Origin of the sequence: Neorhizobium sp. P12A (assembly GCF_008365395.1) — a bacterium.
In the GTDB taxonomy this organism is placed as follows: Bacteria; Pseudomonadota; Alphaproteobacteria; order Rhizobiales; family Rhizobiaceae; genus Rhizobium.
The window spans coordinates 933219-952400 of sequence record NZ_QOVX01000001.1 but is presented as its reverse complement, the minus strand read 5'-3'; the positions used below and the strand labels follow the sequence as shown (position 1 = coordinate 952400).

At 60.0% G+C, this 19182-nt stretch carries 20 protein-coding genes; 15 read left to right on the top strand and 5 right to left on the bottom strand.

Going from position 1 to position 19182, the window contains the following annotated elements:
* Positions 1–40 precede the first annotated feature (40 nt).
* The 3 genes from mprF to DTW90_RS04540 all read left to right on the top strand — a co-directional run bounded on the left by mprF (position 41) and on the right by DTW90_RS04540 (position 4903).
* Positions 41–2650, top strand: a complete 2610-nt coding sequence (gene mprF, locus DTW90_RS04550; RefSeq protein ID WP_132518300.1) for a bifunctional lysylphosphatidylglycerol flippase/synthetase MprF — start codon at positions 41–43, stop codon at positions 2648–2650.
* Positions 2647–4029, top strand: a complete 1383-nt coding sequence (locus DTW90_RS04545; RefSeq protein WP_132518302.1) for an AcvB/VirJ family lysyl-phosphatidylglycerol hydrolase — start codon at positions 2647–2649, stop codon at positions 4027–4029. The genes mprF and DTW90_RS04545 overlap by 4 nt, the downstream gene beginning before the upstream one ends.
* Before the next feature lie 193 nt (positions 4030–4222).
* Positions 4223–4903, top strand: coding sequence for an HAD family hydrolase (locus DTW90_RS04540; RefSeq protein ID WP_348642625.1), 681 nt, complete (start codon positions 4223–4225; stop codon positions 4901–4903).
* 142 nt (positions 4904–5045) lie between these two features.
* Here DTW90_RS04540 and DTW90_RS04535 read toward each other — a convergent pair whose 3' ends face one another.
* Positions 5046–6485, bottom strand: a complete 1440-nt coding sequence (locus tag DTW90_RS04535; protein ID WP_149336668.1) for an FAD-binding oxidoreductase — start codon at positions 6483–6485, stop codon at positions 5046–5048.
* Positions 6486–6695: 210 nt separating this feature from the next.
* Here DTW90_RS04535 and DTW90_RS04530 point away from each other — a divergent pair, with 210 nt between their 5' ends.
* The 3 genes from DTW90_RS04530 to DTW90_RS04520 all read left to right on the top strand — a co-directional run bounded on the left by DTW90_RS04530 (position 6696) and on the right by DTW90_RS04520 (position 9225).
* On the top strand, positions 6696–7283 hold the full coding sequence (locus DTW90_RS04530; protein WP_149336666.1) for a 5-formyltetrahydrofolate cyclo-ligase: 588 nt from the start codon (positions 6696–6698) through the stop codon (positions 7281–7283).
* 3 nt (positions 7284–7286) lie between these two features.
* Positions 7287–8111, top strand: coding sequence for a TIGR00282 family metallophosphoesterase (locus DTW90_RS04525; protein WP_149336664.1), 825 nt, complete (start codon positions 7287–7289; stop codon positions 8109–8111).
* A 253-nt stretch (positions 8112–8364) separates the two neighbouring features.
* Positions 8365–9225, top strand: a complete 861-nt coding sequence (locus DTW90_RS04520; protein WP_132518310.1) for an MBL fold metallo-hydrolase — start codon at positions 8365–8367, stop codon at positions 9223–9225.
* 56 nt (positions 9226–9281) lie between these two features.
* On the opposite strand, the gene DTW90_RS04515 is transcribed toward DTW90_RS04520, so the two are convergent.
* Positions 9282–9785, bottom strand: a complete 504-nt coding sequence (locus DTW90_RS04515) for a pyridoxamine 5'-phosphate oxidase family protein (protein WP_132518312.1) — start codon at positions 9783–9785, stop codon at positions 9282–9284.
* 184 nt (positions 9786–9969) lie between these two features.
* On the opposite strand from DTW90_RS04515, the gene DTW90_RS04510 reads away from it, so the two are divergent.
* On the top strand, positions 9970–10716 hold the full coding sequence (locus DTW90_RS04510; protein ID WP_132518314.1) for a YebC/PmpR family DNA-binding transcriptional regulator: 747 nt from the start codon (positions 9970–9972) through the stop codon (positions 10714–10716).
* Between the two features lie 214 nt (positions 10717–10930).
* Positions 10931–11557 carry a LysE family translocator gene (locus DTW90_RS04505; protein WP_132518316.1) on the top strand — a complete coding sequence of 209 codons (627 nt, stop codon included), beginning with the start codon at positions 10931–10933 and terminating at the stop codon, positions 11555–11557.
* Positions 11558–11560: 3 nt separating this feature from the next.
* Here DTW90_RS04505 and DTW90_RS04500 read toward each other — a convergent pair whose 3' ends face one another.
* Both DTW90_RS04500 and DTW90_RS04495 read right to left on the bottom strand, forming a co-directional pair.
* Positions 11561–12370: an anti-sigma factor gene (locus DTW90_RS04500; protein ID WP_149336662.1), complete on the bottom strand. Its 810-nt coding sequence runs from the start codon at positions 12368–12370 to the stop codon at positions 11561–11563.
* Positions 12367–13152, bottom strand: a complete 786-nt coding sequence (locus DTW90_RS04495) for a sigma-70 family RNA polymerase sigma factor (protein WP_149336661.1) — start codon at positions 13150–13152, stop codon at positions 12367–12369. Before DTW90_RS04495 ends, DTW90_RS04500 begins: the two co-directional genes overlap by 4 nt.
* Before the next feature lie 294 nt (positions 13153–13446).
* Between DTW90_RS04495 and DTW90_RS04490 the strand changes: the two genes are divergently transcribed.
* The gene (locus tag DTW90_RS04490; protein ID WP_132518322.1) at positions 13447–14421 is read left to right on the top strand and encodes an MBL fold metallo-hydrolase; all 975 of its coding nucleotides are present in this window, start codon (positions 13447–13449) and stop codon (positions 14419–14421) included.
* Positions 14422–14452: 31 nt separating this feature from the next.
* The gene (locus DTW90_RS04485; RefSeq protein WP_245512621.1) at positions 14453–14896 is read left to right on the top strand and encodes a tetratricopeptide repeat protein; all 444 of its coding nucleotides are present in this window, start codon (positions 14453–14455) and stop codon (positions 14894–14896) included.
* Positions 14897–14979: 83 nt separating this feature from the next.
* On the opposite strand, the gene DTW90_RS04480 is transcribed toward DTW90_RS04485, so the two are convergent.
* Positions 14980–15981: an LLM class flavin-dependent oxidoreductase gene (locus tag DTW90_RS04480; RefSeq protein ID WP_149336659.1), complete on the bottom strand. Its 1002-nt coding sequence runs from the start codon at positions 15979–15981 to the stop codon at positions 14980–14982.
* Positions 15982–16196: 215 nt separating this feature from the next.
* On the opposite strand from DTW90_RS04480, the gene ruvC reads away from it, so the two are divergent.
* From ruvC to ruvB, 5 genes are all read left to right on the top strand, one after another.
* Positions 16197–16709, top strand: coding sequence for a crossover junction endodeoxyribonuclease RuvC (gene ruvC, locus DTW90_RS04475; protein WP_132518328.1), 513 nt, complete (start codon positions 16197–16199; stop codon positions 16707–16709).
* Positions 16710–16769: 60 nt separating this feature from the next.
* Positions 16770–17024 carry an AbrB/MazE/SpoVT family DNA-binding domain-containing protein gene (locus DTW90_RS04470; protein WP_132518330.1) on the top strand — a complete coding sequence of 85 codons (255 nt, stop codon included), beginning with the start codon at positions 16770–16772 and terminating at the stop codon, positions 17022–17024.
* A complete protein-coding gene (locus tag DTW90_RS04465) occupies positions 17024–17437 on the top strand; it encodes a type II toxin-antitoxin system VapC family toxin (protein WP_149336657.1) in 414 nt (137 codons plus the stop codon). The genes DTW90_RS04470 and DTW90_RS04465 overlap by 1 nt, the downstream gene beginning before the upstream one ends.
* A gap of 12 nt (positions 17438–17449) precedes the next feature.
* Positions 17450–18064 (top strand): Holliday junction branch migration protein RuvA, encoded by a 615-nt coding sequence (gene ruvA / locus DTW90_RS04460; RefSeq protein ID WP_149336655.1) that lies wholly within the window; start codon positions 17450–17452, stop codon positions 18062–18064.
* 75 nt (positions 18065–18139) lie between these two features.
* Positions 18140–19180 carry a Holliday junction branch migration DNA helicase RuvB gene (ruvB, locus tag DTW90_RS04455; protein ID WP_149336653.1) on the top strand — a complete coding sequence of 347 codons (1041 nt, stop codon included), beginning with the start codon at positions 18140–18142 and terminating at the stop codon, positions 19178–19180.
* Positions 19181–19182: the final 2 nt, after the last annotated feature.

Sequence of the window (19182 nt, the reverse complement as noted above, 5' to 3'; positions counted from 1 at the left end):
TGAGTGGGCCCGGCGAAAGCCAGATCAAAACAGGAAAATCATGTCGACTCCAATCGATTTGGAAAAGTCCGAAGAGGAAGTGGAAGAGCGCGGCTGGCTGAGAAGCATCCTCGGCAGCTACAAGACACAGATCGTCGCGGTTCTCAGCGTCTTCGTCTTCGGGCTGGTGGCGCTTGCGATTTTCCATATGACGCAGGAGGTGCGCTATGACGATGTCGTCCTGGCGCTGGCCGAGACCAAAGTCAGCTCGATCCTGCTTGCCTTGTTCTTCACGGGCCTCAGCTTCTTCGCGCTGGTCTTCTACGACCAGAACGCGCTGGAATATATCGGCAAGAAGTTGCCGTTTCCGCATGTGGCTCTGACCGCCTTCAGCGCCTATGCGGTCGGCAATACTGCCGGGTTCGGTGCACTCAGCGCCGGCGCGATCCGCTACCGCGCCTATACGCGCCAGGGACTGACGCCGGAAGAGATCACGCGCGTCATCGCCTTCGTGACGCTCTCCTTCGGTCTCGGCCTTGCTGCCGTTGGCTCCATCTCCCTGCTTATCATTGCCGATGAGATCGGGCCGTTGATCAATGTCAACGGTATTTGGCTGCGCGTGCTCGCTTCGGTGATCATACTGATGCTTGCCATCGTCGTTGTCCTTGGGCGCGACGAGCGCGAGGTTTCCATCGGCCCGATTTCGTTCCGCCTGCCGGATTCGCGCACATGGTCGCGGCAATTCCTGGTCACGGCATTGGATATCGCCGCTTCGGCTTCGGTACTCTACGTCCTGCTTCCGGATTCGGCCATCGGCTGGCCGGCGTTCCTGGCGGTCTATTCCATCGCCGTTGGCCTAGGCGTGCTCAGCCACGTTCCGGCAGGGCTTGGTGTCTTCGAAACCGTCATCATCGCCTGGCTCGGCAATGCGGTGAACGTCGATGCCGTCCTCGGTTCGCTCGTTCTCTATCGCGTCATCTACCACGTCATTCCGCTGCTGATCGCGATCCTTGCGGTCGCGGCTGCCGAGCTGCGCCGCTTCGTCGACCATCCTGCGGCATCGAGCGTGCGCCGCATCGGCGGGCGGCTGATGCCGCAGCTGTTGTCGGCTTTCGCCCTGCTTTTGGGCGTCATGCTGGTGTTTTCGAGCGTCACGCCGACGCCGGACGAAAACCTCGAATTCCTGTCGGACTATCTGCCGCTATCGGTCATCGAAGGCGCGCATTTCTTCTCGAGCCTTCTCGGGCTTGCGCTTGTCGTTGCCGCCCGCGGTCTCGGTCAGCGACTGGATGGCGCCTGGTGGGTTTCGGTTTCGGTCGCGGTCGCCTCGCTGATGCTGTCGCTACTGAAGGCGATCGCGCTGGTCGAGGCGAGCTTCCTCGCCTTCCTGATCTTCGGTCTTTTTGTCAGCCGGCGGCTCTTCAACCGACCGGCTTCGCTGTTGAACCAGGCGCTTACTGCCGGATGGCTGATGGCGATCGCGGTCATCTGCATCAGCGCCATCGTGATCCTGTTCTTCGTCTATCGCGACGTGGACTACAGCAACGAGCTCTGGTGGCAATTCGAATTCGTCGGCGAAGCGCCGCGCGGGCTTCGGGCCGCACTCGGCATTTCGATCGTGGCGTCTGCCTTTGCGATCTTCAGCCTGCTGCGCCCTGCAACCGCGCGGCTGCAGCCGGTCAGCGACGATGCGCTGGAGCGGGCCGTCACCATCGTCGAAAAGCATGGCGTCGCCGACGCCAATCTGGTGCGCATGCGCGACAAGAGCATCATGTTCTCCGAAAAGGGCGATGCCTTCATCATGTATGGCAGGCAAGGACGCTCCTGGATCGCGCTATTCGATCCGATCGGGCCGCGCCAGGCCATGTCGGATCTTGTCTGGCGCTTTGTCGAGGCCGCACGTGCCGCAGGCTGTCGGGCCGTGTTCTACCAGATATCGCCATCGCTTCTGCCCTATTGCGCCGATGCCGGCCTTCGCGCCTTCAAGCTCGGTGAGCTTGCCGTCGTCAATCTTGCGAATTTCGAGCTCAAGGGCGGCAAATGGGCCAATCTTCGCCAGACGGCGAGCCGCGCGCTGCGCGACGGACTGGAATTTGCCGTTATCGAGCCACAGGATGTCCCTGCGGTCATCGATCAGCTTGCCGCAGTTTCCGATGCCTGGTTGTCTGATCACAACGCCAAAGAGAAAGGTTTTTCTCTCGGTGCCTTCGATCCGGATTACGTTGCCTCGCAGCCGGTCGGGATTTTGAAGAAGGATGGCAAGATCGTCGCCTTCGCCAACATCCTGCAGACGGAGACCAAGGAAGAGGGATCGGTCGACCTGATGCGCTTTTCGCCGGATGCGCCGAAGGGCTCGATGGATTTTCTGTTCGTCCAGATACTCGATCACCTTAGGAATGCCGGATTTCAGCGCTTCAACCTCGGCATGGCACCGCTCTCGGGCATGTCGAAGCGTGAATCTGCCCCTGTCTGGGACAGGGTAGGCGGGACGGTCTTCGAGCACGGTGAACGGTATTACAACTTCAAAGGGCTAAGAGCCTTCAAATCGAAATTTCACCCCGAATGGCAAGCGCGCTATCTTGCAGTGTCAGGTGGGGTAAGTCCGATGATTGCTTTGATGGATGCGACATTCCTGATCGGCGGCGGACTGAAAGGGGTCGTCAGGAAATGATCTTGAAATACGCAATGTCGTTCGTCGCTGCCGCGCTTATCGCAGCCGGTGTGGCGAGAGCGGACGAAGACAATACCAAATATGATCTCGGCATGATCTCGCCGCCGCATATCATGCGGCCACAGGGCAAGGTCACCAGCGAAATCGTGCTGATCTCCGATGGAGACGGCTGGGGCGATAAGGAGAATAATGTTGCCAAGAAGCTGGTGGCCGGTGGCTCGCTGGTGATCGGCATCGATTATCCGTCCTTCCTGGCTTCGCTCAACAAATATGATGTCAGCAAGAACGATGGCTGCATCTACATGGTGTCCGACATCGAGTCGCTCAGCCAGCAGATCCAGCGCTCCATCGCCGACAGCACCTATGAGCTGCCGATCATCGCCGGCGTCGGCGAAGGCGGGGCGATGGCGCTGACGATCGCGGCGCAGACGCCCGATGCGACGGTCGCGGGAACGTTGGCAGTCGATCCGACGCCGGGCATTGGCCTGAAGCAGGAGCTGTGCACGCCGGCCGAGAAGACGACCTATGGCGACAATATCGCGTTCGGTCTCCAGGACGGCACCTTGCCCAATCCTGTTGTCGCGACCTTCACGGAAAATGCCAACAAGGATGGCCGCACGCATGTCGAGGATATCCAGAAGGTGCATCCGGATGTCCAGATCACTGATTCCGACGATAGCGATCCCTATCAGGCGCTGAGCGACGGGCTGGTCAACTTCATCAAGGTTCTCGACAGCGAGAAGTCATCACTCAACCTGCCGCTCGATCTGATGAATGCCAAGCCGAGCATGGACACGGTCGCGATCGTCTATTCGGGCGACGGTGGCTGGAGAGACATCGACAAGGAAGTGGGCGGCTATCTGCAAGACCAGGGCATCCCCGTGGTTGGTGTCGATACGCTTCACTATTTCTGGTCGGAGCGGACGCCACAGGAAACGGCCAAGGATCTCGGTCGCATCATCGACTACTACACCAAGCGGCTGAAGGTGCGCCATGTCGTGCTGGTCGGTTATTCCTTCGGGGCAGACGTATTGCCGGCGAGCTACAACATGCTGACCCCGGAACAGAAGAACAAGGTCGCGCAGATATCGCTTCTGTCGCTGTCGCGTAAGGTCGACTACGTGATCTCGGTCATGGGCTGGCTCGGCGCGGCAAGCGAGGGCAAGGGCGGAAACCCGCTCAACGACCTGAAGTCGGTCAACCCCAAGATCGTCCAGTGCATATACGGCAAGGACGACGACGAGGATGTCGCATGCCCGTCGCTCGATGGGTCGGGCGCTCAGGTGATCGGCATGTCCGGCGGCCACCATTTCGACGATGACTACGAAGCGCTTGCGCAGCACATCATCGACGGGCTGAAGAGCCGGCTGGTCGAGTAATCGAAATTTTGCCGGCGGCGACGTCCTGTCGCCGCTGCATTATTGGTTTGAATGTCCGGGTCGATACCGGCCCGATCCCTGAAGACATTCGTTTGCTTCCTGGCCTGACTATCGGTAGTCGGAAGGAGGCAGCCGTGAGTCGATACTTCGATCGACGGCGCGCCATTCGTTCGAAATCCAAGAGGAAACAGTCTTGCCTGTCGCACCCGTCTCCGCCTTCGACAAACATTATTCGGCCTTCCTCTTCGACATGGACGGCACGATCCTCAATTCGATCGCGGCGGCTGAGCGCGTGTGGGGCGACTGGGCCAGGCGGCAGGGGCTCGATGTCGTCGAGTTCCTTCCGAAGATGCATGGCAAGCGCGGCATCGACACGATCGGGCAGCTCAATCTGCCGGGCGTCGATCCCGTACGCGAGTCGGCGCTGATCGCTGAAGCCGAAATTGCAGATACGCGCGGCGTGATACCGATCCCAGGCGCTGTCGAATTCCTGGCATCGCTGCCGCCGGATCGTTGGGCAATCGTGACGTCCTCGCCGATCGCACTTGCCAAGGCGCGGCTTGAAGCGGCCGGCCTGCCGATGCCGCGTTTCATCGTCACCGCCGAAGACGTCACCGTCGGCAAGCCCAATCCGCAATGCTATATCCTGGGGGCTGAGCGTCTCGGCGTCAGCACATCGCATTGCCTGGTGTTCGAGGATGTTCTGGCCGGCGTTCAGGCAGGTGAGGCGGCGGGCGCTGATGTAACCGTCATAACCGCCACGCATGCCCATCCATTCGAGACGGCGCACACGACGATTGCCGATTATCTCGGCGTCGAAGTGCATATCACCGAGGACCACTTTCTGACCATGAGGCGCAAGGCCTCCCTCTAGGCCCCTCGGGAACAGAGAAAGGGGAAGAGCGGGTCCAGTCCATAGCCGGTCGCTCTTCCCAGGTTACGGGTGACGTGCTCTATCCCTTTGATTTGACGCAATTCCGGACGCAAAACCGTGTTACACTTTTGCTGGAATTGCTCTAGGCCGCCCGCGTACCCGTCGACGGGGCAATGTTCTGGTTCATCCGGAAGAGGTTGAGCGGGTCGTAGCGCTGCTTGATCTCGACCAGATGCCGATAATTGCTGCCATAGGCGGCCTGTACCCGATCCCCTTCGTCAAACGGCATGAAGTTGATATAGGCCGTGCCGATCGCATGCGGCTTGGTTGCCTCGAATAGCTCTCGCGCCCAGCTGATGCATGGGTTGTCCATGCTCTGCTCGCGCCAGCGTGCATGGACGTTCATCACAAAATGGGATTTGCGTTGCGGGAATGCGGTTGCATCCTGCGCAATGCGGCCGGCGCGACCGCCGACATGGCCGATGAATATTTCGCATTCCGGTCCCGGCAGGTTGCCGACCGCCTGGCGCAATACGTCGATCGCGCCATCCGAAAGAGCCGCGAAATCCTGGCTCTTCCAGTAATTGCGCGCTCCCGGCGTCAGCAGCGGATCGAATGCCTGTTGCCATGCCGCAAAGGGTGCCGGGCCGACCACATCGGCGATGGGACGCCCAATGCCGCGCAGCCTTGCCGTCGCCTTCTTGCCCTCTTCGACATCGCCGGCATAGCACATGGCGAGAACGAGGATCTTCTTGCCGTGCCATTCCGTGGGCAGGAAGGGTAGTGGGGGCGCATGGCGCATCACGACCCAGCAGGTCAGCTCATCGGGGGCTGCCTCGAGTGCTTCGCGATAGTCCCGAAGGATGTTTTCAGCGTCGTCGAAGGAATGCACGACCAGTCCGGCCAGAACCTGCGGATTGAGTTCGTTCAGCTGGAATTCGAATGATGTCACGACGCCGAAATTGCCGCCGCCGCCGCGCAATGCCCAAAAGAGGTCGGCGTGCTCCTCCTGGCTCGCACGCAGCAGTTGCCCGTCGGCAGTCACCACGTCGACAGAGAGAAGATTGTCGATCGTCAGGCCGAATTTTCTTGTGAGCCAGCCGAAGCCGCCGCCAAGCGTCAGGCCGGCTATGCCGGTCGTCGAATTGATCCCGGTCGGCAAAGCGAGGCCGAACGCGGCCGTTTCCTTGTCGACATCAGACAGCAATGCGCCCGGCTCAACGCGGGCGCGCCTGGTCTGCCGGTCGACTCTTACGGAGCGCATCTGGGAAAGATCGATCACCACGCCGCCGTCGCAAACCGCATTGCCAGCGATGCCGTGGCCGCCGCCGCGGATGGAGACGAGCAGCTTGTTCTCGCGCGCAAACTTGACCGCCGCGATCACGTCAGCAGCACCAAGGCAGCGGAATATGATGCCCGGCCGCTTGTCGATCATCCCGTTCCAGATGGCGCGCGTTTCGTCATAGGCAGGGTCGTCCGGCGTCAGCAGGGCGCCGCGAAAGCCTGATGCAAGTGCTTCGATGGCCGCGCCACTCACCATCGCTCGACCCTTTTCGAGGGTAGCGAGACTCAAATCATTCATGATTTTTCTCCTCACAGGCGACGCCCCGTCTCGCTGCGGAACTCATTTTGCGCTCAACGTCACAGCTCTACAAGTATTTGCTAAAATAACAGCCCGAAATCAGTATATGGACTCCGCCTCAACCAGGCTCGGAATGTCGCCCCCGCGGCTTGAATTGGGCAGCCAGCCCTCTATGGTCCACGGCCTTGTGATCTGAAAGATCGGGCGGCCATGACACCGAAAGAATTGAAAGCCGAGATGCGCAACGCACGTCTGGCGGAACGCGATGCCATTCCTGAGGAAGAGCGTATCGATAAGGCGCGCGATATGCTGAGGCATAGCGGCGATGCCATTGCGGTCGAGCCGGGCATGATCGTATCGGGCTTTTTGCCGATCCGCTCGGAAGCTGATATCCGGCCCTTGATGGAGCGGCTGCGCGAGCGTGGTGCGCGGCTCTGCGTTCCGGTCATTCTGGACAAGCTGACGATCGTCTTCCGCGAACTTTTGCCCGAGGCGCCGCTCGTCTCCAGCGGCTTCGGCACGGTTGGGCCAGGGCCTGATGCTCATGTGCTCGATCCGGATCTGATGCTCGTGCCGCTCTCGGCTTTCGACCGGACCGGGCACCGGATTGGCTATGGTGCCGGCTATTATGACCGCGCAATCGATAGATTGTGGCAAAAAGGGCTCGATCCGAAGCTGATCGGCATTGCATTCGATTGCCAAGAAGTGCCATCAGTACCGGCTGAGCCCCATGATGTCAGACTGGACGCGATCTTGACCGAGAGCGGGCTCAGCATATTTTCTCCTGAGATTGGATAGTGAATGCGACTGCTGTTTCTGGGTGACATGGTTGGGAAAACGGGACGTACCGCAGTCTGGGACCGTCTGCCCGGATTGATTTCCGACCTGAAACTCGACTTCGTCATCGTCAACGGCGAGAACGCCGCCGGCGGCTTCGGCATTACCGAAGATATCTTCCTTGAGACCATCAATGCCGGTGCCGATGTCGTCACGACGGGAAACCACGTCTGGGACCAGAAGGAAGCGGTGACGTTCGCAGGCCGCCACGATCAGTTCCTGCGTCCGGCAAACTATCCGCAGGGCACGCCGGGCCGCGGCTCGGGCATCTACTATGCCCGCAACGGTGCCCGCGTGCTTGTTGCCAACATCATGGGCCGCGTGTTCATGCATCCCGAACTCGACGACCCTTTCAAGTCAGCCGAGGCGATCCTTGCGGCTGCGCCGTTGAAGGAACAGGCGGATGCGATCATCTTCGACTTCCATGCGGAGGCGACCAGCGAAAAGCAGTGCTTCGGCCACTTCGTCGACGGTCGCGCCAGCTTTGTCGTCGGCACCCATACGCATGTGCCGACGGCGGACGCACAGATCCTGAACGGCGGCACCGCCTACATGACCGATGCCGGCATGTGCGGCGACTATGACAGCTCGCTCGGCATGGAAAAGGAAGAACCGCTCAACCGCTTCATTTCGAAGATGCCGAAGGGTCGGTTCGAAGCGGCATCGGGACCGGCGACGATCTGCGGCGTAGGCGTCGAGATTTCCGATGCGACGGGGCTTGCGGAGAAGATCGCGCCGCTCAGGATCGGTCCGCGGCTGTCCGAGACGATACCGGATTTTTGGCGGTAAGCCCACACACTCCCCTCATCCCTGTGACAAGCACAGGGATCCAGCAACCGCGCGTCCGCGCGGTGAATGACTCGTCCAGATAATGCGTCTCCCGCGCCCAGGGACTTGGGCGCACTGGATTCCGGTGACAAGCACAGGAATGAGGGAGGAACATGCTGCCCTGCCCAACACGCAATCGTGAGCATCGGTCCTCTGGACCACTTCCCACCCATGCCGCATTCTCGCTGCACCGTGAAAGCGCCGGAGGGGTGGCATGAAGCCGCACGATTTTATCCTCGCTATCGCATGCCTTGTGGCCTTCATTGCACCGAACCTTGCCACAGCCCAGCAGACGAAAATCCAGGCCCGACCGCAGACGCCTGCCAGCGAGTGCCAGGCGATTGCGCAATCACTGCCCAAGACGACATTCGTCAATCTGACGTCCGCGCCGCCCTCGAAAGCGGCGGCGGAAGCCAACGACCAGGTGAAGATCACCTTTCTCGGTCACGCGACCTTCTTCATCGAGACGCCAGGCGGCGTGTCGATTGCGACCGATTTCAGCGGTGTTTATCCGCCGCCTTATGCGCCAACCGTCGCAACGATGAACAAAGCGCATCCGTCGCATTACACGTTGAACCCCGATCCCGCGATCAAATATGTCCTGCATGGATGGAGTGACACGCCCGGCGAGGCGGCGAAGATCAACATGAAGGTCGGCGACACGCTGATCCGCAATGTCCCGACCGACATCCGCGCCGGCTACGGCGGCGGCGTCGAACCGAACGGCAATTCGATCTTCATTTTCGAAGTGGCGGGGCTTTGCATCGGCCATCTCGGACATCTGCATTTCGAGCTTAATGACAAGCAATATGCGGAGATCGGCCGTCTCGATATCGTGATGGTGCCCGTCGATGGCGGCCTTACCATGGGCTCTGACAGCATGAGCCGCGTGGTGAAGCGGCTGCGTTCGTCGATCATCCTGCCGATGCATCGCTTCGGGCCGGTCATGGATCAATTCCTGGCGCTATTCGGCCCGGATTTCGATGTCGAGAAATCGTCCGGCGACACGCTTACGGTTTCGCTCAGGACATTGCCGAAGAAGCCGCTCATCTATGTGGTGAACGGCATGATGTGACACAGAAATCCCGGGCGCTTGCGCGGCCCGGGATGTGATGCGGTTGTCAGTTTCGATCAGGCGAACTGCAGATGCCGCTTGATGCCGACGTCAGGCGTCTTTTCGTCGTCGAGATTGGCCTTGGCGATTTCCCAGCCGAACTTCAGCTTGCTCCCGGTCGAGACCCAGATTTCGGCATCGTCCACATGCATGGCAAGCATGGTCAGGTGGGGGTCCTTCTTGCCGTCATCGTACCAGGCAGCGACGATCGAGCTCCAGTACTGGTCGATGCGGGATGGATCGGGCCGCACCTCGATGCTGCCGGCGAGGCATGCGTGATAGTCGTGATCCTTGCCGACGAGGCAGAAATGCGCACGGGTGCCGGGCTTGATGGCGCGTGCGATGTCCGCGTCGGTCTTGGTATAGAACCAGATCGTGTTGGTCGTTGGATCGGCGTGCGGGGCCATGGGCTGCATATGCATTCCGGAGCCGTCGATACCCAGCATTCCGGCGTGAACGTTGTCTACCTGATCCCAGAGCTGTTGCGCCGGATGTTCGCGTGCTTCACTGAAGCTGGCCATGGCTTTCCCTTTCCGTAGCGTATGAGGTTCGGTTCAAAACGTCAGGTAGCTGGCTTTGTTCCCCGGCTTTCGCAATGGCGAGAATGCGGTGCTGCGACGCGCATTTCCGGCTTTTTACTTGAATGCCGGCTGCTTCGCTTTTATAAGGCGGCCCATTCCGAAAATAAGACGTGACAGGGGTGCCATGGCTGGCCATTCACAGTTCAAAAATATCATGCACCGCAAGGGTCGGCAGGACGCGGTCCGTTCGAAGCTGTTTTCCAAGCTCGCACGCGAAATCACGGTTGCGGCCAAGAGCGGTGTTGCCGATCCGACGATGAACGCGGCTCTGCGTCTCGCCGTGCAGAACGCCAAGGCGCAGTCCATGCCGAAGGACAATATCGACCGCGCCATCAAGAAGGCCGCGGGCGCCGAGGGCGAGAACTACGATGCGGTCCGCTATGAAGGCTACGGCCCGGGCGGCACGGCGATCATCGTCGAGGCGCTGACCGACAATCGTAACCGCACAGCCTCCAACGTTCGCTCGATCTTCTCCAAGGCGGGCGGTGCGCTCGGGGAAACCGGCTCGGTGTCCTTCTCCTTCGACCATGTCGGCGAGATCACCTACAAGCTTTCCGTCGGCGACGCCGACAAGGTCATGGAAGCTGCCATCGAGGCTGGCGCCGATGATGTCGAAACCGATGAAGACGGCCACTACATCACCACGGGTTTCGAGGCGATGAGCGAAGTTGCCAAGGCTCTGGAAGCCACGCTCGGCGAAGCAGAGACGGTCAAGGCCGTCTGGAGAGCACAGAACAACGTGCCTGTTGACGAAGAGCGTGCGCAGTCGCTGCTGAAGCTGATCGACAGCCTCGAAGATGACGACGACGTCCAGAACGTCTATTCGAACTTCGAAGTTTCCGACGAGGTCATGGCCAAGCTTTCCGCTTGATCGACGTTTAGGATTGAGTTCACAAGGGCCCTCGAAGTTTGCTTCGGGGGCCTTTTGTTTCGATTGGCAACCGGGTCCTCCGTGCCAATCGCATCGGCATATCCGCGCAGGCGAGAAATTGCGCTTGCGCAGGCGGATCGAAATCGGCTCAGGATGAGGGATTGCACCGCGCTGCCGTTTCCGACAATCGGCGCGTGTCGCCGAGGAGGATGAAATGATCGATACAGCCACGCTTGCGACCTATGTTCTCGTCGTGATGGGTCTGATGCTGATCCCGGGTCCCGCCGTTCTGCTGGTGCTGGCGCGGGCGACGACCGGTGGGCGGTCGATCGGGTTTGCGTCCGGGCTCGGCATTGCGACCGGCGATCTCGTGCATACGATCATGGCGACCTTCGGCCTCTCCGCCATTCTCGCGACATCGGCGCTGGCTTTCAGCATCGTGAAATATGCGGGCGTCGCCTATCTCGTCTATCTCGGCCTGAAGGCAATCACCGAAAAGTCCGGCCGTCTCGATCTCCCGACCACGCGGCCGATCAGTGCCGGCAAGGCATTCCGGCAGGCGATCCTCGCCGAAATTCTCAATCCGAAAACGGCGCTGTTCTTCCTCGCCTTCCTGCCGCAATTCGTGCATCCGGCAAACGGCCCGGCCATTCTGCAATTCGCCGAACTCGGCATCATCTTCGTGCTGCTCAGCGTCAGCTATACGGCTGTCATCGCCTTGGCCGCAGGTTCCTTCGGCCGCTGGCTACAGCGCAATCCCGGCATCGGGCGCTGGCAGAACAAGGTGGTCGGCGCCGTCTATGTCGGGCTTGGCCTGCGGCTTGCGCTTCAGGATCGCTAGAAATCACAGCGCCGCCTGGCGGATGAAATCGTCTCGGAAAGCCGCAAGGTCAGACGCACCGACATCTGAGACCGCATAGAAGACAAGGCCGCCGCCGGACCATCTCACGACATTGTAGCCCTCATGCGTGTCGGCGGTCTCCGCTTCCGGCTTATCGGGCCAGACGAAGACGTTGATGACATGGGCGCGGCGCTTGTAGATCAGAGCGGCGACAACCTTGCCGTCGATATAGTCCACACGACCGCCGACCAGCGGAAAGCCTTGCGGGGCCAGATCGACGACAGGCGGCGAGAAATCGATCTTGCCGTCGAACCAGGGTTTGACGGTATGCTGGTCTGATGTCAGCACGTCGGTCAGATGGTTGGCGAGCAGCGAGCGGATATGGCTCGCCAACACCTCGTCCTGGATCGGCAGGTTTGCGGTCGGCGCGTTGACGAAGAGAAAAGCGCTGGCGGCCAGTACGCCGAGCGAGGGAATAAAGCTCCATTCCTTCACATAGCGCAGGCCGCGCGCCCACCAAGTCTCTTGCGCGGATACGCCCCGACGGGCGTTTGCACGCGAGCGGCTTTCCTCGGCGATGGCATCGAGCAGGGTGGAGCGAACGGCAGATGGCATCGGCCATTTTACCCCATCCCGTCTCGTCAGCCGTCTCATGGTTTGAAGTCTTTCCAGTTCCGCAGTGCAGTCGGGGCAGGTGGCAAGGTGGCTCTCGAATTGTGCGGTGTGCACGGAATCCAGTTCGTCATCGACGAACCCGTGCAACATGATGCTCCATTCCGGGCAGCTTCCCTTGTCGGCATTCTCGTCAGTCATTTCGTCTTTCCGTTGTCTTCAGTCAGGCGCCATGCGTCCGCAAATTCCTGGCGCGCTCTCGCCAGCCTTGACATGACGGTGCCGATCGGCACGTCGACGATCTCGGCGATCTGGCGGTAGGAGAGGTCTTCCAGTTCCCGCAGCACCAGTACCTCGCGCATGGCTTCGGGCAAGGCGCTGATCACCTTGCGGACGCGCAGCGATTCCGTCGTATGGATCATCGACATTTCCGGAGTGTCTTCCTCAGAGGCTACTTCGAAATCGGACGATCGCTCGCCGTCGGCTTCCGTCTGGCCTGGCATTGGGATCTCGACGCGGGACTTGCGCCGCTTTTCGATCAGCCAAGCGTGATAGCAGTTGCGCACGATGCTGAAGATCCATGCGCGTGGATCGCCGCCGCGATATCCACCGAAGCTGCGGCAGGCCCTGAGGAAGGCGTCCTGCAATATGTCCTGTGCCGCATCCTGATCCCGGCTGAGAAAACGCGCGAAATTATAGGCGGCGTCCATGTGAGGCACGATTGTTTGGCGAAAGCGGCGCATCACGTCGGCTTCGTCTGCACCATTGCCGGCTTCGGCGCGTGCCCGTTCCCCGATGTCCGTATCGGCCGTCGTGTCCAGTATGGCCAGAATGGTTTCTCTGAAAGTCGACAGCGCTCTTGCCGGCCCGTCATTCAGGACCGAACGGGCAAATCGCGACGTCGCCGCGCCGAGGTCGCCAAAGAAGGCGAGGAAGGGACGATGGGTAAATGATGTCGAATACGCGAGAGGGGCGTTTGTCATCCTGTTTCCCGAGCTGCGTCGAGGGAGAATAGGCCTCGGATCTGCGAAGGTGCAATGCTGGCTTCATAAGCTAGATCGATGAGGCGCCGCTTTTATTCCATCTAGAACTAAATTTTTTCGATTGTTCTGCGGTGCAGGCAACCGGCGATAAAATTCGGCCTTTTATTTCAGCAAGATAGCAAAAAACTTTGCGGGGTTCGGAATAAATCGACGGCGGCTGCGATCTGGTTTCAGCAGTGGGGCGAAATGCTGCTCCACGCCGCAGACCCCATAATTATCCGAGGAGACATCACAATGTTCAACATGACACGCCGCGCCGTTTTGGGCTCGGCCGCAGCGGCGGCCGCGTTCGGTCTGTCATCGAAGCTCGAATTCGTGGCGCCGGCTTTCGCCGAGACGCCGCTCGAGCCGACCGTCGGCTTCTATCGCTACAAAGTGGGCAACGTGGAAGTCACTGCGATCTACGACGGCATATGGCGCAAGCCGCATGATCCGAAATTCATCCGCAATGCCTCCATCGAGGACACGAAGGACGCGCTTGCCAAGGCAGGCTTGACCACGGAATTCATGCCGATCCCGCTCACCGTCGTCGTTCTCAAGATGGGCGATCGGCTGATCATGATGGATGCCGGCTCCGGCGTCGGGCAGTGGCAGGCAAACGCCACGCATCTGCCGGCCAACATGGCGGCGGCCGGCATCGACTACAAGAAGATCGATACGATCATGATCTCGCATTTCCATCCGGACCATGTCTGGGGACTGATGGAGAAGGGGACGAACGACGCGGTATTCCCGAATTCCGAGCTGATCGTCAACGCCGCCGAATTCAACTGGTGGACCGATCCGGCCCGTCTGGACAAGCTCGCTCCCGATCGCAAGCCGGCCGGCAAGCGCATCGCAGATGTCTTCCCGAAATGGAAGAACTGGAAGCTTGTCAACGACGGAGCCGAAGTCGCCCCGGGCATCCGGTTGGTATCGGCGCCCGGCCATACGCCTGGCCACTCCGTCTACATGGTTGATGCTGGGAGCGACCAATTCATGGTCTCGGCTGACATCATGTACGTGCCGGCTCTGCTTGCGCCGCATCCGGAATGGCAGGGCGCCTATGACCAGGACGGGCCGATGGCCGTCGATACCCGCCGCAAACTGATCGACCGGGTGATCGCAGACAATATCAAGATCTGCGGTTCCCATTTTCCGTTCCCGGGAACGGGGACTTTCGTGAAGGACGGCAATTCCTACGGGTTCACGCCGGTCCTTCAGAGCTGATCGATAAAGGAGAACGATCATGAGAGAATTTATGCTGAGCGGCAAGCTCGTCGCAGCCCTCATCATCTGCATCGCGGCCGCTGCCCCGGCGCTTGCTGTCGACAACATCGAATCATCCGATGCTCCGGATCTGACCTCCGTTCAGGCCAAGATCGCGGCGAAGGATTATTCGGGAGCACTGACCGAGCTTCAGGGCATTGCGCAGACCACGCAGCAGGCTGACGTCTACAATCTGATGGGCTTCACGCTTCGCAAGACCGGCGACTACAAGACGTCGCTCACCTACTACACCAAGGCGCTGGAACTGCAGCCTGACCACAAGGCTGCCCGGGAATATCTCGGCGAACTCTATGTCGAGACCGGCGACATGGCCAAGGCCAACGAGCAACTGGCAACGCTGCAGAAGCTTTGCCCAAGCGGCTGCGAAGAACTGGACGATTTGCGAAAGGCCATAGCTGCCAAGGGGGCTAGCTAATATGGCCGGGGGCAGGCGGGAAACCGCCTGCCCCAACTTGCTTCAAGCTATATTGCATAAAGCCTGTTGCGCGGAGCGGCGAATCAGGCTGCCGTCTTTTCAAACACATCCAATCCCGCAAACAGCTCGACCGATTTCAGCCGCGCCTCGATATCGTGGATCGGCATGGAGAGGATCACCTCGTCGGCCTGCGTTTCCTTCAGGAAATTATTGAGTTTGGCTTCCGCGGTCTTGGGCGAACCGACAACGGCGTAGCGCAGGGTGTGCTCGACATTGAGCTTTTCCATCGGCGACCAGAAGGCGTCCATGTCCTCGATAGGCTTCGGGAACGGGCCGCGCACGTTGCGGCGCAGGTTCACGAACTGCTGTTGGGCCGAGGTGAAAAGGCGCTCCGCTTCAGCGTCGGTATCAGCCGCAGCGGCCATGGCGCCGACCATCACATAGGGCTTGTGGAGCGTTTCCGAAGGCTTGAAGCGGTCGCGATAGATGGCGATCGCATCGATAAGAGAATCCGGCGCGAAGTGGGAGGCGAAGGCATAGGGCAGGCCGAGCGCGGCGGCCAGATGGGCGCTGTAGAGGCTGGAGCCCAGGAGCCAGATCGGAATGTTGGAATTCGTCCCAGGAACGGCGAGGATCGACTGATTGTCGCTTGCCGGGCCAAGCAGATGTTGAAGTTCGACGATATCGTTCGGAAAGCTTTGGGCGCCGGCATCAAGGTTGCGGCGCAGGGCCTGGGCCGTACGCATGTCCGTCCCGGGCGCCCTTCCGAGGCCGAGATCGACGCGGCCCGGAAACAGGGCTTCCAGCGTGCCGAACTGTTCAGCAATCGTCAAAGGAGCATGGTTCGGCAGCATTATGCCGCCCGAGCCGATGCGGATATGCTTGGTTGCCGCGCCGACATGACCGATCACGACAGAGGTTGCTGCGCTGGCGATGCCGGGCATGCCGTGGTGTTCAGCGAGCCAGAAGCGCCTGTAGCCGAATTCCTCAGCTTTCTGCGCCATGCGTTTCGAGCTTTCGAGGGATTGGGTGACGCTGGTGCCTTCGGCAACGGGCGAAAGATCGAGGATGGAAAAGGGAACCATGGCAAAACCTGCGCTATGAAGGGAGAAGCGATCGTCGTTCTCATGTAGGATGACAAATCATCTTTTCCAAAGGAAGATTTGACAAAACTGTCCAAAAATATGTCGGCGGCTGCATTCGCCTTCTCGTTCAACCGGCCAAGCTTCAGTGGCTGGGAGTGTTTTTGTTTTGTTCACATTTTGCTGGCACAGCAATAGGCCGAACGATAGGGTAAACCATGCAAAATACGATTCGCATCATCGGTATCGATCCCGGCCTGCGCAGAACCGGCTGGGGTGTCATCGATACGCTCGGAAATTCATTGCGCTTCGTTGCCTCAGGGACCGTCACATCGGATGGCGAGATGGATCTCGCCTCGCGCCTTTGCCAGCTTCACGATGGGCTTGCCGAGATCGTTCACAGCTACAAGCCTGATGAAGCAGCGGTCGAGCAAACCTTTGTCAACAAGGATGCCGTTGCGACCCTGAAGCTCGGCCAGGCCCGCGGCATCGCCATGCTGGTTCCCGCGCGCGCCGGCCTGCAGGTTTCCGAATATGCGCCAAATGCTGTCAAGAAAGCGGTCATCGGCGTCGGCCACGGCGAAAAGCAGCAGATCCACATGATGCTGAAGATTTTGATGCCGAAGGTGGAGTTCAAGGGCAATGACGCCGCCGACGCCCTGGCGATCGCCATCTGCCACGCCCACAATCGTGGCGGCAACCGGATGCGCATGGCGGCGCTTGCCGGGTAGTTTGTTCTTTACTTGTTCCGATGGTAATGATAATTCTTACCGAGTAATCGGAGCTGTTTGATGCGTGTGACATCCAAGGGACAGGTGACAATTCCGCGTGATCTGCGCGAACTGGCGGGAATTGAGCTCAACAGCGAGGTCATTTTTTCCATTGAGGGCGGAAAATTGGTGCTGTCTCCCAAGAATGGGAAAAGCGAAATCGAGGATCGGCAACGGCTCGATCGTTTTCTGGATACATTGAAAAGACTCGAGGGAACCGGCGATCCCGATATCGATGCCGAGGCCTTGATGTCCATGACGCGCGATCGATCTTAATGGTGACGATCGTCGACACCAATGTCCTTGTGGATTTGACCACGACCGGATCTCCTTGGCATGTCTGGTCGCGCGGGCAGGTGGTTTCCGCGTTTCGGCGCGGGCCTGTTGTAATCAATCCCATTATCTATGCCGAATTTTCCATCCGCTATGACGACATCGAAGAGGTCGAGCGCATTTTGCCGCAGGATGAATTCAGGCGGGAGAATCTGCCGTGGCCTGCGGCTTTCGCGGCGGCAGCGGCCTTTCGCGTCTATCGTTCGTCAGGTGGCGGGCGCGAGCGGATTCTTCCCGATTTTCTGATCGGCGCTCATGCCGCGATCAGGGGCTATGCAGTGTTGACCCGCGATCCCAAAGGTTACCGCCCCTACTTCCCGTTGCTTGACCTCGTCACTCCCGAAACCCATCCCTGAGGGACCAATTTCATGATCGGCAAGCTGAAAGGCACTATCGAAGAGATCGGCGAAGACCATGTGCTCGTCGATGTGCACGGCGTCTGCTATGTCGCCTTCTGTTCGGCGCGAACCTTGTCGAAGCTCGGCTCGGCCGGCGAGGCCTGCATTCTCTTTATCGAGACCTATGTCCGCGAAGACCAGCTGAAGCTCTTCGGCTTCATGACCGCGCTGGAACGGGAGTGGTTCAACATTCTGCAGGGCGTTCAGGGGGTGGGGGCGAAGGTTGCCCTCGCAATCCTGTCGACGATGACACCGCCTGAACTTGCAAATGCCATTGCGTTGCAGGACAAAGCCGCAGTCTCTCGCGCCCCCGGTGTCGGGCCGAAGGTCGCACTTCGCCTGGTGACGGAACTCAAGAACAAGGCGCCCGCTTTTGCAGGCGAGGCGATCAATATCGGGCTGAAGCAGGAACTCGGTGAAGGGGTCGCCTCGGCGCCCGTTGCCGACGCCGTCTCGGCGCTCACCAATCTCGGCTATTCCCGCGACCAGGCGGCAAATGCGGTCGCCGCCGCGATGAAATCGGCAGGCGAGGGGGCCGACAGCGCCAAACTGATACGCTTCGGGTTGAAGGAACTTGCGCGGTGAATTCGTTTCGACGCATCGAACTCCTTACTATAGTAAGGGTGCTGCCGAGATGATCGAAGGAATGGAACTTCTGACATGAGCGAACCCGCCCGCCTGATATCGCCTGACAAGCGGGGCGAAGACCTGGATATGACGCTGCGACCGCAATCGCTGGACGAATTCACCGGCCAGGCGGAGGCGCGCGCCAATCTCAAGATCTTCATCGAGGCGGCCAAGAATCGTGGCGAGGCGCTGGACCATGTGCTCTTTGTCGGTCCTCCGGGTCTGGGCAAGACGACGCTTGCGCAGATCATGGCGAAGGAACTCGGCGTCAATTTTCGCTCGACCTCCGGCCCGGTCATTGCCAAGGCGGGTGATCTGGCAGCGCTTCTCACCAATCTCGAGGAACGCGACGTCCTCTTCATCGATGAAATTCACCGGCTCAATCCGGCGGTCGAGGAAATCCTCTATCCGGCGATGGAAGATTTCCAACTGGACCTGATCATTGGCGAGGGGCCGGCGGCGCGTTCCGTCAAGATCGACCTTGCCAAGTTCACGCTAGTTGCTGCCACAACTCGTCTCGGATTGCTGACCACGCCGCTGCGCGATCGCTTCGGCATTCCGGTACGCCTGAGCTTCTATACCGTCGAGGAGCTGGAACTGATCGTGCGACGTGGCGCGCGGTTGATGGGGCTCGGCATGACCGATGATGGCGCCCGCGAGATTGCGAGGAGGGCTCGCGGCACGCCGCGTATCGCCGGTCGTCTTCTGCGTCGTGTGCGCGATTTCGCGGAAGTGGCGCGGGCCGAAGCGGTGACGCGCGAGATCGCCGACGAGGCGCTGACGCGGCTGTTGGTGGACAATGTCGGTCTCGACCAGCTCGACAAGCGCTATCTGAACATGATCGCGGTCAATTTCGGCGGCGGTCCCGTCGGTATCGAGACGATTGCCGCCGGGCTTTCCGAGCCACGGGATGCGATCGAGGATATTATCGAGCCCTATATGATCCAGCAGGGCTTCATCCAGCGGACGCCACGCGGTCGCGTGCTGACGGCGATCGCGTGGAAGCATCTCGGGCTTCAGCCGCCGAAGGAAATGGAAGCCGCGCAATTCCGGCTCTTCGAGCAGGACGAGTGAGC